Annotated in this window: 13 protein-coding genes and 1 pseudogene; 8 read left to right on the plus strand and 6 right to left on the minus strand. The window is 70.9% G+C overall.

Going from position 1 to position 16,474, the window contains the following annotated elements; translation table 11 throughout:
* Positions 1-5 precede the first annotated feature (5 nt).
* Positions 6-440, minus strand: coding sequence for an ester cyclase (locus BM536_RS32860; RefSeq protein WP_073496977.1), 435 nt, complete (start codon positions 438-440; stop codon positions 6-8).
* A gap of 207 nt (positions 441-647) precedes the next feature.
* On the opposite strand from BM536_RS32860, the gene BM536_RS32865 reads away from it, so the two are divergent.
* Together BM536_RS32865 and BM536_RS32870 are read left to right on the plus strand one after the other, a co-directional pair.
* Positions 648-1,424, plus strand: a complete 777-nt coding sequence (locus BM536_RS32865; RefSeq protein ID WP_073496975.1) for an SDR family NAD(P)-dependent oxidoreductase — start codon at positions 648-650, stop codon at positions 1,422-1,424.
* Positions 1,425-1,502: 78 nt separating this feature from the next.
* Positions 1,503-2,273 carry a tyrosine-protein phosphatase gene (locus tag BM536_RS32870; protein ID WP_073496973.1) on the plus strand — a complete coding sequence of 257 codons (771 nt, stop codon included), beginning with the start codon at positions 1,503-1,505 and terminating at the stop codon, positions 2,271-2,273.
* A gap of 151 nt (positions 2,274-2,424) precedes the next feature.
* Here the strand turns inward: BM536_RS32870 and BM536_RS32875 are convergent, their stop codons facing one another.
* Complete coding sequence (locus BM536_RS32875; RefSeq protein WP_073496971.1) at positions 2,425-3,618, minus strand: RtcB family protein; 1,194 nt, start codon at positions 3,616-3,618, stop codon at positions 2,425-2,427.
* 203 nt (positions 3,619-3,821) lie between these two features.
* On the opposite strand from BM536_RS32875, the gene BM536_RS40440 reads away from it, so the two are divergent.
* From BM536_RS40440 to BM536_RS32890, 3 genes and pseudogenes are all read left to right on the plus strand, one after another.
* Positions 3,822-4,652, plus strand: coding sequence for a hypothetical protein (locus tag BM536_RS40440; protein ID WP_073496970.1), 831 nt, complete (start codon positions 3,822-3,824; stop codon positions 4,650-4,652).
* 119 nt (positions 4,653-4,771) lie between these two features.
* On the plus strand, positions 4,772-5,683 hold the full coding sequence (locus tag BM536_RS32885) for a DUF3558 family protein (protein ID WP_094103828.1): 912 nt from the start codon (positions 4,772-4,774) through the stop codon (positions 5,681-5,683).
* Positions 5,684-5,759: 76 nt separating this feature from the next.
* Positions 5,760-7,057: pseudogene (locus tag BM536_RS32890) on the plus strand (DUF2637 domain-containing protein).
* A gap of 66 nt (positions 7,058-7,123) precedes the next feature.
* Here the strand turns inward: BM536_RS32890 and lysS are convergent.
* A complete protein-coding gene (gene lysS / locus BM536_RS32895) occupies positions 7,124-8,887 on the minus strand; it encodes a lysine--tRNA ligase (protein ID WP_073496966.1) in 1,764 nt (587 codons plus the stop codon).
* Between the two features lie 142 nt (positions 8,888-9,029).
* On the opposite strand from lysS, the gene argS reads away from it, so the two are divergent.
* Entirely contained in the window at positions 9,030-10,799 is a 1,770-nt protein-coding gene (gene argS, locus BM536_RS32900) for an arginine--tRNA ligase (protein ID WP_073496964.1), read from the plus strand.
* 97 nt (positions 10,800-10,896) lie between these two features.
* The gene (locus BM536_RS32905; protein ID WP_073496963.1) at positions 10,897-11,682 is read left to right on the plus strand and encodes a DUF4253 domain-containing protein; all 786 of its coding nucleotides are present in this window, start codon (positions 10,897-10,899) and stop codon (positions 11,680-11,682) included.
* A gap of 13 nt (positions 11,683-11,695) precedes the next feature.
* Here the strand turns inward: BM536_RS32905 and BM536_RS32910 are convergent, their stop codons facing one another.
* The gene (locus BM536_RS32910; RefSeq protein ID WP_073496961.1) at positions 11,696-12,919 is read right to left on the minus strand and encodes an aminotransferase-like domain-containing protein; all 1,224 of its coding nucleotides are present in this window, start codon (positions 12,917-12,919) and stop codon (positions 11,696-11,698) included.
* Positions 12,920-13,055: 136 nt separating this feature from the next.
* Entirely contained in the window at positions 13,056-14,399 is a 1,344-nt protein-coding gene (locus BM536_RS32915) for a helix-turn-helix domain-containing protein (protein WP_094103829.1), read from the minus strand.
* A 215-nt stretch (positions 14,400-14,614) separates the two neighbouring features.
* Between BM536_RS32915 and BM536_RS32920 the strand changes: the two genes are divergently transcribed.
* Positions 14,615-15,349, plus strand: coding sequence for a DUF4232 domain-containing protein (locus BM536_RS32920; RefSeq protein ID WP_073499724.1), 735 nt, complete (start codon positions 14,615-14,617; stop codon positions 15,347-15,349).
* A gap of 49 nt (positions 15,350-15,398) precedes the next feature.
* Here BM536_RS32920 and hemB read toward each other — a convergent pair whose 3' ends face one another.
* The gene (hemB, locus tag BM536_RS32925) at positions 15,399-16,391 is read right to left on the minus strand and encodes a porphobilinogen synthase (RefSeq protein ID WP_073499722.1); all 993 of its coding nucleotides are present in this window, start codon (positions 16,389-16,391) and stop codon (positions 15,399-15,401) included.
* Positions 16,392-16,474 lie beyond the last annotated feature (83 nt).

A 16,474-nucleotide genomic window follows, 5' to 3' on the forward strand; every position in this document is an offset into this window, starting at 1 on the left:
CCCGCTCAGGACGTCTCGTCGGACAGCAGCCCCAACTGCCCCAGGAAGTCCATCTGGTCGAAGTACAGCCGGTAGCTGACGATCCGCCCGTCCTCCACCGTCGCGATGTCCACGCCCCGGATCCTGAACTCCCTTCCCGTCGCGGGCAGCGTCTCCCCGTCGGGCAGCCGGAGCGGCCCGGTGTTGCGCCCGCTGTACCAGCCCTCGTCGATCGCCGTGTCGCCCACCTCCCACGCGGCCAGCGACTCGAACGTGGCCTCGGGCAGCGCGTCCGTCATCTGCCGCCAGTACTCGACGATGTCGTCCCGCCCGCGGACCTCCCCCGCGTCGGGCGTCACCGCCACGGCATCCGCCGCGTACAGCTCGCCGATCGCCTCGAGATCCCGCCGCGTGGTCAGCGCCTCGGTGAGCCGGTCCATGACCTCACGTGCCTGCCCCATCGGTCCACCTCCAGAACAGAGGATCACCCACCTCAAGTTTCCCACCGTGGCAGCGATCGGGCTCGCGGGAGGGCGGGATGACGGGCCCGTCCGGAGACCGAGATCACGGGCCGTCCGCGGACCGGACCCGCCTATCCTGGCCCGGCAGGCTTTCGACCTTCCGCACCTTCGCGGGGTCCCCGCCCGAGGAACCGAGGAGCAGCCCCCATGGCCACCGCCGCCCCGTCCGCCGCATCCCGCATCGCCGTCGTCACGGGTGCGAGCAGCGGCATCGGCGCCGCCACCGCCCGGCAGCTCGCCGCGGCCGGCTACCGCGTCGTCCTCACCGCCCGCCGCAAGGACCGCATCGAGGCACTGGCCGAGGAGATCACCGCCACGGGCGGCTCCGCGACGGCGTATCCGCTCGACGTCACCGACCGGACGGCCGTCGACGAGTTCGCGACCGCGTTCCGCACCATCGGCGTCCTCGTGAACAACGCGGGCGGAGCACTCGGCGCCGACCCGGTCGCCACCGGCGATCCCGCCGACTGGCGCACCATGTACGAGACGAACGTCATCGGCACCCTCAACCTCACCCAGGCCCTCCTCCCCAAGCTGATCGCGAGCGGCGACGGCACGGTCGTCGTCGTCTCCTCCACCGCGGGCCACGGCACGTACGAGGGCGGCGGAGGCTACGTCGCCGCCAAGCACGGCGCCCACGTCCTCGCCGAGACCCTCCGCCTGGAGATCGTCGGACAGCCCGTCCGCGTCATCGAGATCGCCCCCGGCATGGTCAGGACCGAAGAGTTCGCCCTCACCCGCTTCGGCGGCGACCAGGACCGCGCCGCGAAGGTCTACGAAGGCGTGGCCGAGCCCCTCACCGCCGACGACGTCGCCGAGACGATCACCTGGGCGGTGACCCGCCCCAGTCACGTCAACGTCGACCTGCTGGTCCTGCGCCCACGCGCCCAGGCCTCCAACACCAAGGTCCACAGGGAACGGTGACGACGCACGAAGGCGATGCCGGCATCGCGGCACGTCGGCACGGGAACTGAGCCCACGCCGCCGCAAGTCCTCACCGGCATGGACAGACATCTCCCCTTCGAGACCCTGCACAACTTCCGCGACCTGGGCGGCTACCGCACCCCGGACGGCCACCACCGCATCCGCCCGGGTCGCCTCTACCGCTCCGACTCCCTGGGCAAGCTGACCCCGGACACCCCCGACTGGGACCTCTTCCTCTCCCTCGGCATCCGCACCGTCCTCGACCTGCGCCATTCCTGGGAAGCGGACCGCGCCGGCCGCGTCCCGGCCCACCCCTCCTTCACGTACCGCAACCTCAGCATCGAGCACCGCTTCTACGACCAGGCGGCACAGACACCCGACGTCGAACCCGGCCCCTACCTGGCCGAGCGGTACATGGAGGTCGCCGAGGACGGCACCGAGGAGATCCGCGAGGCCCTGCGGCTCATCGCCGGGACGGACGCCCCCCTCGTCTTCCACTGCGCCTCCGGCAAGGACCGCACCGGCCAACTGGCCGCCCTGGTCCTCGGCCTCCTGGGCATCGACGAGGACCTGATCGTCGAGGACTACACCCTCACCGAGCTGGCCACCCCGGCCCTTCTCGCGGACTGGCGCACCCGGCACGACGGCGACTCCCCCACCTGGCCGTACTACCTGTACGCCCCCGAGTCGGTGATGCGCCTCTACCTGACCGCACTGACCTCCCGCTACGGCTCCCCGCAGGCCTACGTCGAGAAGGCCCTCGGCCTGGACCCGGAGTCGCTCTCCACGACCCTCCGGAACAACCTGCTGGAGCCCGCGACGCCAGGAAGCGGTCCTCCCCGTGGCTGAACGCGAGCCTGTGGCGACGCGGCTCGAGAGCGGCGCCGCGACAGCCCGGGAACCCGGGAACCCGGGAACCCGGGAATCCGGGAATCCGGGAATCCGGGAATCCGGCCGAACGATGGCCGGCGAGGCCCCCGGCTCCGGGGGGCCTCGTGCGTCAACCCTTCACGCAGATGAACTGCTTCAGCTTCGCCACTACCTGGACAAGGTCCCGCTGCTGGTCCATGACCTGCTCGATCGGCTTGTAGGCACCCGGGATCTCGTCCACGACGCCGGAGTCCTTGCGGCACTCCACGCCCCGCGTCTGCTCCTCCAGGTCCTTCGTCGTGAAGCGACGCTTGGCCGCGCTCCGGCTCATCCGCCGACCCGCCCCGTGCGAGGCCGAGTTGAAGGCCTTCTCGTTCCCGAGCCCCTTCACGATGTACGAGCTGGTGCCCATCGAACCGGGAATGATCCCGTACTCACCGGAACCCGCCCGGATCGCGCCCTTCCGCGTGACCAGCAGGTCCATGCCCTCGTACCGTTCCTCAGCCACGTAGTTGTGGTGGCACGAGATCTCCTGCTCGAAGGTCGGCTTCGCCTTCTTGAACTCCTTGCCGACCACGTCTTTCAGGAGCGCCATCATGATCGTGCGGTTGTACTTCGCGTACTCCTGCGCCCAGAACAGGTCATTGCGGTACGCCGCCATCTGCGGGGTGTCCGCGACGAAGACGGCGAGATCGCGGTCGATCAGGCCCTGGTTGTGCGGGAGCTTCTGAGCCACGCCGATGTGGAACTCGGCGAGTTCCTTGCCGATGTTCCGGGAGCCGGAGTGCAGCGTGAGCCACACCGAACCCTCGGCATCGAGCAACAGCTCGATGTAGTGATTCCCGCTGCCGAGCGTCCCCATCTGCTTCGCGGCCCGCTCCGCACGGAACTTCACCGCCTCCGCGATCCCGTCGAAACGCCCCCAGAAGCCGTCCCACCCCCCGGTGGCCAGCCCATGGAACCGCCCCGGCTCGACGGGGCTGTCGTGCATCCCCCGCCCGACCGGAATCGCCTGCTCGATCTTCGAGCGGAGTCGGGACAGGTCCCCCGGCAGGTCGTTCGCCGTGAGGGAGGTCTTGACCGCGGACATTCCGCAGCCGATGTCGACCCCGACCGCCGCCGGGCACACCGCGCCCTGCATCGCGATGACCGAACCGACGGTCGCCCCCTTGCCGTAGTGGACGTCGGGCATGACGGCCAGGCCCTTGATCCACGGCAGGGTGGCGACGTTGCGCAGCTGCTGGAGCGCGCCGTCCTCGACCGTCGTGGGGTCGGCCCACATGCGGATCGGAACCTTCGCGCCCGGCATCTCCACGTACGACATATCGTCCTCATTCCCCCGGAAAGCAACAGAAGTCACAAAGCGCAAAACCGGTGCCAAGGTGGCCAATCGGGACGGCGGACCGGCATCCACGGTGTTGCGTGCGATACACATTGTCTGCTGGGGCCGCCCCTGTCCGGCAAGCGATTAAGCAGCGGGGACACTGGAACCGCCACCCACGATGTGACCGTCGAGAGGAGCCGACCGTGCCGCGGAAGGCGTACGTACCCGGCGTCGCCGCACTGCTCGCGGCGCTGCTGGCCGGCTGCACGAGCGGTTCGGACGACGGCGGCACGACGGACAACTCGAACCCGGGGGACACCGGCTCGGTGACCGCCGTGGCCGAGCCGGGCCGTTACGACGCCCTGCCGGAGGCGTGCCGGGCGGTCGGCCGCAGCGCTCTCGACTCCCTCCTGCCGGGCATCCGTCTGATCCCCGACGAGACGCAGCGCGAGAACGCCTATCAGGGCCAGGCGACGCTGACGTTCGACACCGACCGCAAGGCGGGCTGCCGTTGGAAGGTGGAGTCCACGGACGCCATCGACCATCTGAGCGTCGACCTCGAACGGGTGGTGTCGTACGACAACGCGGTCAGTGACGACTCTCAGGCGGAGACGCTGTTCGCCCGGAAGGTGACGGCGGCCGGTCTCCCGGCACCCACGCCGTCCGGCAGTACGACGGCGACGACACCCTCCACATCCGCCTCCGCTTCCACCTCCCCGTCCCCGTCCCCGTCCCCGTCCGCATCGGCCTCCGCATCCGCTTCCGCCTCCGCCTCCGCGTCGGCCTCCGCCGACCTCCAGCCCCGTCTGCTGGAGGATCTCGGCGACGAGGCCTTCGTGAACGACGTGCTCGCCAGCTCCGGTTCGACGGCGAAACAGCGGGTGGTGACTGTGGCGTTCCGCACGTCGAACGTCATCGTGACGATCGTGTACGAGGAGCAGGCGACGTCGATCGGCGTCGTCCCGGACAGCAAGGAAATGCAGGACAGGGCCCGGAAACTGGCGGCGCAGCTCGCCGATTCCCTGGCCGGCTGAGGCCACTTCACGCGCACGGGCCTCTCGCGCCCGATGCCCTGGAAGCGGAAACGCACAGCTTCTTCACCGCGTACCGTGGCCCCCCGGACCCCGATCCGACCGCAGGAACCACGAGCGTCATGAGTGAAGGAACCATGCAGCGACGAGCCCAGCGAGACGACCAGCGAGCCCGGCGAACGATGCGTACGGGAGGCTTGAACCGCCTCTTGGCCGCGGCGGCCGCAGTACCCGTGATGCTGATCGCCGCAGGCTGCTCCTCCGGCTCCGACTCCGGCTCGGGTGACGACGCCGCCGCGCGGAAGAGCGGTGGCGCGTCCGCGAGTACGTCCCCGAGTGCCGAGCCGACCGTGCAGGCGGCGGCGTACGCCGCGCTGCCCGAGGCGTGTGGCGTGTTGTCGAAGAAGACCCTGACCGCGCTGGTGCCGAAGGCGCCCGCGAAGGGGAAGGAAGGTGCGTCGAGCGACACGGCGGCGCGGGCCTCCTGCTCCTGGTCGAGCCTGGACAACAACGGTGTGAAGGGTTCGCAGTTCCGCTGGCTGAACGTGTCTCTGGTCCGTTTCGAGACGGACGCGGCGAGCAGTGGCGAGCAGCAGGCGCAGGAGTACTACGCCAAGCAGATCCAGGACGTGGCGGCGACGGCGGGTGCGAAAAACGCGAAGTCGCAGGCGGTCGCGGGTACGGGCGACCAGGCGACGACGGTGCGGTACGACCTGAAGAAGTCGGAGGGCGCCTTCAAGCAGCAGACGGTCGTCTCTCGTGTGGAGAACGTGGTGGTCACGGTCGACTACAACGGAGCGGGTCTGGCGGGTGAGAAGACGCCGGACGCGGCCGCGTTGGTGAAGTCTGCGGAGCTGGCGGCCAAGGAGGCGGTGGCGGCGGTGCAGGCGGCCAACGGCGAGGGCGGGGGCGTTGGTTCGTCGTCGCCGACGCCGTCGAAGCCGTCCTCGAAGTCGCCGTCGGCTTCGGCGTCCGCGTCGGCCTCCCCTTCGGCCTCCGCATCCGCCTCGGCGGCGGGCGCGAAGAAGAGCTGACGTACCGGCAACACGTGAGCCGCACACATGTGCCACCCTGTTGCGCGCAACAACACGCAAGGGGAGGGAAGTACGGGTGGCAGCGCCAATCGAGCTGACTCGGACGCACCGCATTCTCATCGGTGTGGTCGTGGCCGGCGCCGTGGTCATCGCCGCGATCGGCTTCGCGGGTTCCTATGCGGCCGTCCGCGAGCTGGCTCTGCAGAAAGGTTTCGGGGACTTCTCGTACGTGTTCCCGATCGGCATCGACGCGGGTATCTGCGTCCTGCTGGCTCTGGATCTGCTGCTGACGTGGATCCGCATCCCCTTTCCGCTGCTGCGGCAGACGGCGTGGTTGCTGACGGCGTCGACGATCGCGTTCAACGGCGCCGCCGCCTGGCCGGATCCGCTGGGCGTCGGCATGCACGCGGTGATCCCGATCCTGTTCGTGGTGTCCGTCGAGGCGGCCCGCCACGCGATCGGCCGCATCGCCGACATCACGGCCGACAAGCACATGGAGGGTGTGCGGCTCACGCGCTGGCTGCTCTCGCCCTTGCCGACGTTTCTCCTCTGGCGGCGGATGAAGCTGTGGGAGCTGCGCTCCTACGAGCAGGTCATCAAGCTGGAGCAGGAACGTCTCGTCTACCAGGCCCGTCTCCGCTCCCGCTTCGGCCGGGCCTGGCGCCGCAAGGCCCCGGTGGAGTCCCTGATGCCCCTGCGGCTGGCCCGCTACGGCGTCCCGCTGGCGGAGACGGCGCCTGCGGGCCTGGCGGCGGCAGGCATAGAACCGGCTCTGCTGCCGCCGGCCCCCAGACAGGAACTGCCGGCCGCGACGACCGCGGGCGATCGTGCCGCCGAGGCGGCAGCCGTCCCCCGGAGGACGGCACCTGCCGACGAGCAGCGCCCCTCCCAGCCCCAGGAACCCGACCCCGGCCGCCGGGACACGACCCGGAGCAGGATCAGAGCCCGTGGTTCCAGCCACCCGCGCAGGAGATCGCCTACCAGGGCGGCTACGACCCCACGTACGACCCGCAGGAGCAGTACGAGCAGTGGTACCAGGAGCAGCTGCAGGCTGAGCAGTACCAGCAGCAGTACCAGCAGGAGCCGCCGGTCCAGGAGCCCTCTCCGGAGGAGACGGGCAGCTTCCCCATCCCGGTGGCTCCCGGCCGTACCCGTGAGCTGGGGGAGGGCGGCGGTCCTCCGGAGCCGGACGAGGAGGATTACTACCTGGTCTTCAAGAAGTCGATAGACGGCAGCTACCCGACCTCGGGCCAGTTCAGGGGTGACGTGGAAGCGACGTACGGCACCACGCTCCCGCAGCGTGAGGCCGACCGCCTGGTCAACCGCTTCACCAATCGCCACACGGCGGAACTGCAGGACGACCACATCGCGTGACCGGTGGGCGGTACGTGGAGGGGGCGCCGGTGATCACCGGGCGCCCCCTCCACGTACGGCAGTGGCTCACTCCCCGAGCAGGGACCGCACCCTCTCCTGGCCCACCGCGAGCAGCAGCGTGGGCAGGCGCGGGCCGGTGTCCCGTCCGACGAGCAGGTGGTACAGCAGGGCGAAGAAGGTCCGCTGGGCGGTCTTGATCTCCGGGGGCAGTTCCTTGGGCGTCGCGTCGGCGGGGAACCCGGCCTGGACCTTGGGCACGCCGTACACGAGGTGGGTGAGCCCGTCGAGGGACCAGTGGTCGGCGAGGCCGTCGAGCAGGAGTCGCAGCGACTTCCGGGAGGGCTCGTCGAGGGACTTGAGGAGTTCGGCGTCGGGTTCGTCGCGCACGATGGTCCGCTGGTCGGCGGGGACGTGCGTGTTGATCCAGGCTTCGGCCTTGTCGAAGCGGGGGCGTGCCTCGTCGAGGGAGCCGATGGGGTTGTCGGGGTCCAGTTCGCTGAGGATGCGCAGTGCCTGGTCCTGGTGGCCGGCGGTGATGTCGGCGACGGAGGCGAGGGTGCGGTAGGGCAGCGGGCGGGGCGTGCGGGGCAGTTCGCCGCCCGCGGTGCGGACCGCGCGCGAGTGGGCGGCGACGTCAGCCGGAAGCGCCGACCCGTCCTCGACCTTGGCGTCGAGCTTGTCCCACTCGTCGTAGAGCCGCTGGATCTCCTGGTCGAAGGCGATCTTGAAGGACTGGTTGGGACGGCGGCGGGCGTAGAGCCAGCGCAGCAGCTGCGGTTCCATGATCTTCAGGGCGTCGGCGGGGGTGGGGACGCCGCCCTTGGAGGAGGACATCTTGGCCATGCCGCTGATGCCGACGAAGGCGTACATCGGGCCGATGGGCTGCTTGCCGCCGAAGATCCCGACGATCTGACCGCCGACCTGGAAGGACGAGCCGGGCGAGGAGTGGTCGACGCCGCTGGGCTCGAAGACGACGCCCTCGTAGGCCCAGCGCATGGGCCAGTCGACCTTCCAGACGAGCTTGCCGCGGTTGAACTCGTTGAGCCGGACGGTCTCGGAGAAGCCGCAGGAGTCGCAGACGTAGGTCAGCTCGGTGCTGTCGTCGTCGTAGGCGGTGACGGTGGTGAGGTCCTTCTCGCAGTTGCCGCAGTACGGCTTGTACGGGAAGTAGCCGGCGGCGCCGGAGCTGCCGTCGTCCTCGGCCGCGGCGCCGGAGCCCTCGGCGGCTTCCAGCTCGGCCTCGTCGAGCGGCTTCTGCTGCTTCTTCGCCGGGTTTTTCTTCGTGCGGTACTGGTCGAGGATCGCGTCGATGTCGCCGCGGTGGCGCATGGCGTGCAGGATCTGCTCGCGGTAGACGCCGGAGGTGTACTGCTGGGTCTGGCTGATGCCGTCGAACTCGACGCCCAGTTCCGCCAGCGACTCGATCATGGCCGCCTTGAAGTGCTCGGCCCAGTTCGGATGGGCCGACCCCTTGGGGGCGGGGACGGAGGTCAGCGGCTTGCCGATGTGTTCGGCCCAGGAGTCGTCGACCCCGGGGACGCCGGCCGGCACCTTGCGGTAGCGGTCGTAGTCGTCCCAGGAGATCAGGTGGCGGACCCGGTGTCCGCGGCGGCGGATCTCGTCGGCGACGAGGTGCGGCGTCATGACCTCGCGGAGGTTCCCGAGGTGGATCGGGCCGGAGGGCGAGAGTCCGGACGCGACGACGACCACCGGGGCGGTGGCGGGTGATGCCGCTTTGCCCCCGGCTCGACGCTCCGACTCCTCGATGACCTCGTCCGCGAAACGGGAGACCCAGTCGGTGGTCTCGGTGCTCTGAGCCACGATCGGCACGTCCTCTGGTGTGAAGGCTTGAAGGTGTGAAGTCCGTCCATTGTCCCAGGCCGGACCGCATCCGCGAAAACCGCTTTTCACCGCGTGGGATACTCGGTTTCCGCGGTACTTCCGAAAACCCGAGCAGAACGGCAGCCACTCCATGGCCTCGGTCACGTCCCTCAGTCACTCCGTCGAACAGCGCCTCGCGTCCGCCCTCTCGGCTGCTCTGCCGGAGGCCGTCGGCGCGGACCCGCTGCTGCGACGCAGCGACCGGGCGGACTACCAGGCGAATGGCATCCTGGCCTTGGCGAAGAAGGCGAAGGCCAATCCGCGGGAGCTGGCGACGCAGGTCGTCTCCCAGGTCGTCACCGGCGATCTGATCAAGGACATCGAGGTGTCGGGCCCCGGCTTCCTGAACGTGACGATCACCGACAGGGCGATCATCGAAAACCTGGGCGCGCGGTACGCGGACGCCGGCCGTCTCGGCGTACCTGTCGCGGACGCGCCGGGCACGACCGTGATCGACTACGCCCAGCCGAACGTGGCGAAGGAGATGCACGTCGGCCACCTGCGGTCGGCGGTCATCGGCGCGGCGGTGACCGAGATCCTGGAGTTCACCGGCGAGAGCGTGGTGCGCCGGCATCACATCGGCGACTGGGGCACCCAGTTCGGCATGCTCATCCAGTATCTGGACGAGCACCCGCACGAGCTGGACCACAAGGACTCCCGGGTGAGCGGCGAGGAGGCGATGTCGAACCTCGACCGCCTCTACAAGGCCGCGCGCAGGCTGTTCGACGCGGACGAGGAGTTCAAGACGAGGGCCCGGCGCCGGGTGGTGGACCTCCAGGCGGGGGATCCGCACACGCTCGCCGTCTGGCAGAGGTTCGTCGACGAGTCGAAGATCTACTTCTTCTCCGTCTTCGAGAAGCTGGACATGGAGATCCGGGACGAGGACATCGTCGGCGAGTCGGGTTACAACGACATGCTGGCGGAGACCTGCCGCCTCCTGGAGGAGTCGGGCGTGGCGGTCCGCTCGGAGGGCGCGCTGTGCGTCTTCTTCGACGACGTCAAGGGCCCGGACGGCAACCCGGTCCCGCTGATCGTGCAGAAGTCGGACGGCGGCTACGGCTACGCGGCGACCGACCTGTCGGCGATCCGGGACCGTGTGTTCCAGTTGAAGGCGGACAGGCTCGTCTACGTCGTCGACGCCCGGCAGTCGCTGCACTTCAAGATGGTCTTCGAGACGGCGCGCAGGGCCGGCTGGCTGAACGGCGAGGCCACGGCGCACCAGTTGGCCTTCGGCACGGTCCTCGGCAAGGACGGCAAGCCGTTCAAGACCCGTGAGGGCGAGACGGTCAAGCTGGTCGACCTGCTCGACGAGGCGGTGGACCGCGCCACGGCCGTCGTCCGCGAGAAGGCGGAGAAGGTCGGCCTGAGCGAGCGGGAGATCGAGGAGAACGGCCGGTACGTCGGTGTCGGCGCCGTGAAGTACGCGGACCTGTCGACCTCCGCCGTGCGGGACTACAAGTTCGACCTGGACCAGATGGTGTCGCTGAACGGCGACACGTCGGTCTACCTCCAGTACGCGTACGCCCGTATCCAGTCGATCCTGCGCAAGGCGGGCGAGGCGCGTCCGGTCGCGCACCCGGAGCTGGAACTGGCCCCGGCGGAGCGGGCGCTGGGCCTGCACCTGGACCAGTTCGGCGAGACGGTCCACGAGGTCGCGGCGGCCTACGAGCCCCACAAGCTCGCGGCGTACCTGTACCAGCTGGCCTCGCACCTGACGACGTTCTACGACCAGTGTCACGTGCTGTCCGCGGACAACGCGCCGGAGGTCGTCGAGAACCGCCTCTTCCTGGTGGACCTCACGGGCCGCACCCTCCACAAGGGCATGGCCCTGCTGGGCATCCGGACGCCCGAGCGGCTCTGACCGTTGCCCGCCCCCGTTCCGCAGGGATGAAAGAGCTCACGTTCTGCGCTGCTCCGGTCCCGGGTGACTGTCGGACCCTGCCTCTAGAGTCGACGGTATGGCGACTCTTCCCAACCCGCTGCCCAAGCTGGCGTCCGATCCCAGCGGACGTTCTCTCGGACTCCAGCTGCCGCCGGGCAGACTGATCGACACGACGGACCAGGGCGTCTGGCACGAGCCGCTGTTGTGGCATGCCGAGCGGACCGCGGCCCCGGGCAACTGGTCGGCGCTGGGCGGTCCGGCGGGGCGGGCCGGGCTGGTCCCGGTCCTCGTCGACCTGGGCGGTTCGCAGGGCGGGCCGGAGCAGTGGGACCTGGCGCCCGCCCGCATGTCGTACCCGGGGGACCACGACGCGGAGGAGGTGCTCGAGGACTTCTGGGAGGAGTGGGCGGCGGAGGACGAGGAGTGGCCGGGTCTGTCCGACGCCCCCACGCTCAACGCCGATCCGGACGCGCGGGCCGCGCAGATCGCCGACGCCCTCGCGGGTGAGGGCCCCTCGTGGTTCGAGGCACCGCACCTGACCCTCGTACCGGCCCGCCGCAGCGCGGACGTACCGGCGGCCATCGGCTGGTCGGGCCCGGTGAACCACGAGAACGACACGGCGCGGCTGTCCGCGGTCCTGCGTTCCTGGGAGGACCGCTTCGGCATACGGGTCGTCGGCATCGGCTTCGACGTCCTGGCCGTGTCCGTGGCGGCCCCGCCCACGACCGTGGCGGAGGCGGAGGCGGTGGCCGCCGAACACTTCGCGTTCTGCCCGGACAACATCCTCCAGGGGTCCGGCACCCTGGAGGCGTACGCCAGCGGGCTGATCGGCGAGCACGTCTGGTCCTTCTGGTGGGACTGAAGCGGGGCTGACCTCAGGCGCCGTCCCCGGGCCCGCCGTCCTTGAGCCCCCTGCCCAGCCTGCGCAGTCCCTCCGCGATCTCCTCCGGCGTCTGCGTCACGAAGCACAGGCGGAGGGTGGAGCGGTCGGGCTCGCCGGCGTAGAAGGGGGCACCGGGGACATAGGCCACGTCCTCCCGCACCACCCGCGGGAGCAGGGCGGCGGTGTCGTACGTCTCCGGCAGCCGGGCCCAGACGAACATGCCGCCCTCGGGCCGCTCCCACACCGTGCCCTCCGGGAGGGCGTCCGGCAGGCCCGCGAGCATCGCGTCGCGGCGCTCGCGGTACACGGCGGCGACCCGTGCCACATGGGCGTCGAGGTCGGAGACGGCCAAGTAGCGTGCGGCGGCCAGCTGGTTGACGGTCGGGGTGTGCAGGTCGGCCGCCTGCTTGGCGACCGCGCAGGCCCGGCGCAGCTCCGCCGGCGCGCGCAGCCAGCCCAGCCGCAGGCCGGGGGCCATGACCTTGGAGAAGGAGCCGAGCAGGACGGTCCGGTCGCGGGCGTCGGGGTGGGCGGCGATCCAGGGGACGCGCTCACCGTCGTAGCGGAGTTCGCCGTAGGGATCGTCCTCGATGATCCACAGACCGTGCCGGGCGGCGACGGAGGCGAGGGCGGCGCGGCGTTCGGCGGGCAGGGTGCGGCCGGTGGGGTTCTGGAAGGTGGGGACGGTGTAGAGGAACTTGGGCCGTTCCCGGACGACCAGCTCCGCGAGGGCCTCGGGGTCCGGGCCGTCCGCGTCCCCGGGCACGGCGACGACCCTCGCTCCGGCGAGGCCGAAGGCCTGGAGGGCGGCCAGATAGCAGGGCTCCTCGACGAGGACGGTGTCGCCGGCGTCGACGAGCGCGGTGGCGAGCAGTGACAGGCCCTGCTGGGAGCCGGTGGTGACGAGCAGGTCGTCGGCGTCGGTCGGCAGCCCCCGCACGGACATCCGCCGCGCCAGCCGCTCCCGCAGGACGGGCTCGCCCTCGGTGGTGGCGTACTGGAGCGCCCGCCCCGGCATCTCCTCCAGCACATGCCGGAAGGCGGCGGCGACACCCTCCCGGTCGAACAGTTCGGGCGCGGGCAGCCCACCCGCGAAGTTGATCACCTCGGGCCGGGCGGTGACGGCAAGGATCTCCCGCACGGGCGACCCCCCGACAGCACGCGTCCGCGCGGCAAGCGGCGGCACGGAAGCGATCGGTGCGGCGGCAACGCTCATGAAACGGCTCCTTCGACCACGGGCACGGCAATCCCCCACGCCCTCGTCCTCGCGCTCCCGCAGCCTAGGAGACGACTGCCATGTACACATGGTTTTCCAGGATGCGGACGCGGGGTTCGCGGAGTTGGGGGCGGGCCTACTGGGCCGGCGAGGACCCCGCCCGCTGCCATGCCGACCCGCCGAGCGGGAACTCGTACGCGGGGCGCCCGTTGTTGCCGCTCGTGCGGAACGGCCTGCCCCTGTCGTCGACGATCAGGGTGCCGTGCCGGGACCCGCTGGACCAGGACAGCTCCAGCGTCCAGCTCACGTCGTAGGCGGAGGCGTCGGCGTCGATGTAGTAGACCTCCGGATCGGACTCGCTGACCTTGAAGGGGAAGTCGTCGTGCCCGGCCTCCGGCACGACCGCCGGCCGCGCGGCATCGAGGGCCACGGTGAAGTAGTGGGTCGGCACCCCTCCCCCGCAGCCGACGCCCGGATAGCCCATGGCGTAGTCGTTCCAACCGAGCGGTGACCGCTTCTGGACCGTGCGGACCTTCAGCCCGTCGACGACCACCGTCTCCTCGCCGGTCCCCTGCACGGTCACCTGCAGAAACTGGCTCCCCGAGGACACGGCCCCGTGCGCGGCCACCCAGGCGGGCGCGTCCTGCTCGACGGGCGGCGGCGCGACCCGTCCCGGCTCACGATCGATCAGGTAGTGCTGTCCGCAGGGGTCCAGCCAGGCGTTCGGGCGGACCTCCACCGTGAGCGGGGGAGCCCCGCCGTCGTCCTCGACGGCCGCGCCAGGGCGTTCGCCGCCGGAGACCGAGGGTGACGGCGTCCCCGAGGAGGAGGCGGACGCGGATGCCGACGGGGACGCGGACGGCGGGGCGGAGGCCGACCCGCTCCCGGACGGCGTCGCGCTCCCCGTCCCCCTCTCCTGCACGGGCCGGGCGGCCCCGGCGCCCCGCGCACCCCCGGCGTCCTCGGCGCCACCGCCGGACAGCCGCATCCCGAGAACCACGGCTCCGGCCACGGCGACGACGGCGACCCCGGCCAGAACGGCCCGCCGCCGGCGCCGATCGGTGGACGGCCGCGGTACGCCGTCCCGCACGAGGTCGGTGACGAGTGCGGCCGGACCCGGCTCGGGGTCGCCGCCCCGCACGCCCTCCGCCGGCGCCGCGTCCGGCTCCACCACCGGCACCGCGTCCGGCTTCACCCTCGACGCCGCGTCCGGCTCAGCCGCCGGCCCGCTCTCCTTCTTCCCCCGCGCCGCGTCCGCCAGCACCCACCGCCGATGCAGCTCGACCAGCTCGGCCGGCGAGGCCTTGCACAGCCGGGCGAGCCGTTCCACGGGCGCGTAGTCCGTGGGGACGGCGTCCCCGTTGCAGTAGCGGTGCAGCGTCGACGTACTCATGTGGAGCCGTTTCGCGAGCGTGCCGTAGCTCAGCCCGGATCGGTCCTTCAGTTCTCGCAGTAGTTCCGCGAACTCGGCCGCAGCCACTGTTCGTCCACCCCTCGTGTCCCATCCCGGCGTTCCAGGGATGGTGCGTTTCCCCAGCTCAGGCGCGTTGCGGGCGTTCCAGCGTCCCGGATCGTCCGCAGGTCGTGGCGGCCGGGACGGATCTCCCCACAAGCTGTGGCCATCCAAGCACGCCGCCCCCGGCACCCGGTCGAGCGGCGTACGCCAACCACCCTTCTCGGTAAGAGGAATTCACCATGCGCATCCGCCGCACCAGCCGCCTGCTCGTCCCCGCCGTCGCCGCGCTCGCCGCCCTCTCGCTCACGGCCTGCGAGAACGGAACGGGCACCGAGGACGAGGGCGCGTCCGCCCCCGCGTCGTCGGTCACCGCACAGCCCCGGGGAACCGACAAGCCGACCACCGGCTCGGACACGGGGACGGGTACGGGTACCGGCACGGGCACCGGATCGGGCTCGGGTTCGGCCGCGAAGCCGGCCGGCGGGACGTCCGCCAAGCCGGGCGCCGGCACCGTCACGGAGGACAAGGACCCGAACGCCCCCGAGAACCGCGTCCTGTGCAACGGCTCGAACACGAAGGTCACCGCCCAGCCGGTCCCGCGCCCCCTCAACCACATGCTGATCACGGTCACCAACACCGGCAGCAAGGTGTGCGACCTGACCTACTACCCGGTGCTCCGCTTCGACGAGATGCAGTGGGCGCCCGCGGCGGCGGAGGCGACCGAGCCGCAGGCGGTCACGACCCTCTCGCCCGGCGAGTCCGGCTACGCGGGCGTCCTGCTGTCGGCGGCCGACGGCAGCGGCGACGGCGGCACGACCGCCGAGAAGCTGACGGTCGCCTTCCAGGGCCGCACCCCGAACAGCGACGGCGGCGCCTCCGCGACGCCGCCGCTCCCGGCCGGGGGCGTCTACTACGACAGCTCGCTGACGGTGACGTACTGGCAGCAGAGCATGGACGACGCGCTCGCCTGGTGAGCCGGTGAGCAGGAAGGCCGACGGGTCAGCGGGTCAGCAGGTCAGCAGGTCACCGCAGGGTCCGGGCCACCTCGGTGGCCCAGTAGGTGAGGATGTTCCGCGCCCCGGCCCGCTTGATGCCGGTGAGCGTCTCCAGGATCGCCCGGTCGCGGTCGATCCAGCCCTTCTCGGCGGCGGCCTCGATCATCGAGTACTCGCCGGAGATCTGGTAGGCGGCGACGGGCACGTCCACCGCGTCGGCGACCCGCGCGAGGATGTCGAGGTAGGGCCCGGCAGGCTTGACCATCACCATGTCGGCGCCCTCCTCCAGGTCGAGGGCCAGCTCGCGCATCGACTCCCGCACGTTGGCGGGGTCCTGCTGGTACGTCTTGCGGTCTCCACGCAGCGAGGAGCCGACGGCCTCCCGGAAGGGGCCGTAGAAGGCGGAGGAGTACTTGGCGGTGTAGGCGAGGACGGCGACGTCCTCGCGCCCGATCTGGTCGAGGGCATCGCGGACGACCCCGATCTGCCCGTCCATCATCCCGCTGGGACCTACGACATGGGCGCCCGCGTCGGCCTGGACCTGCGCCATCTCGGCGTACCGCTCGAGGGTGGCGTCGTTGTCCACACGCCCCTGGGCGTCGAGCACACCACAGTGCCCGTGATCGGTGAACTCGTCGAGACAGAGGTCGGACATGACCAGCAGCTCGTCCCCGACCTCGGCCCGTACGTCCCGCAGGGCGACCTGGAGAATCCCGTCCGGGTCGGTCCCCACGGTCCCGAGGGCGTCCTTCTTCGACTCCTCCGGCACCCCGAAGAGCATGATCCCGGAGACCCCGGCCTCCACGGCCTCCAGCGCCGCCTTCTTCAGACTGTCGCGGGTGTGCTGCACGACCCCGGGCATGGCCCCGATCGGCACCGGCTCGCTCACACCCTCCCGCACGAACGCGGGAAGAATGAAGTCGGCCGGATGCAGCCGGGTCTCGGCGACCATGCGCCGCATGACGGGGGTGGTCCGCAACCGCCGCGGACGCGAACCGGGGAAGGATCCGTACGTCGTCATACCGTCTACGCTACGCCCGCCCCGACACCCCGTTTACCGACGCCAAGTCGGCCGGTTCGGCCCGTCCGGCGTTCGAGGACGAG

Origin of the sequence: Streptomyces phaeoluteigriseus, assembly GCF_001896135.2 — a bacterium.
Taxonomy (GTDB): Bacteria; Actinomycetota; Actinomycetes; order Streptomycetales; family Streptomycetaceae; genus Streptomyces; species Streptomyces phaeoluteigriseus.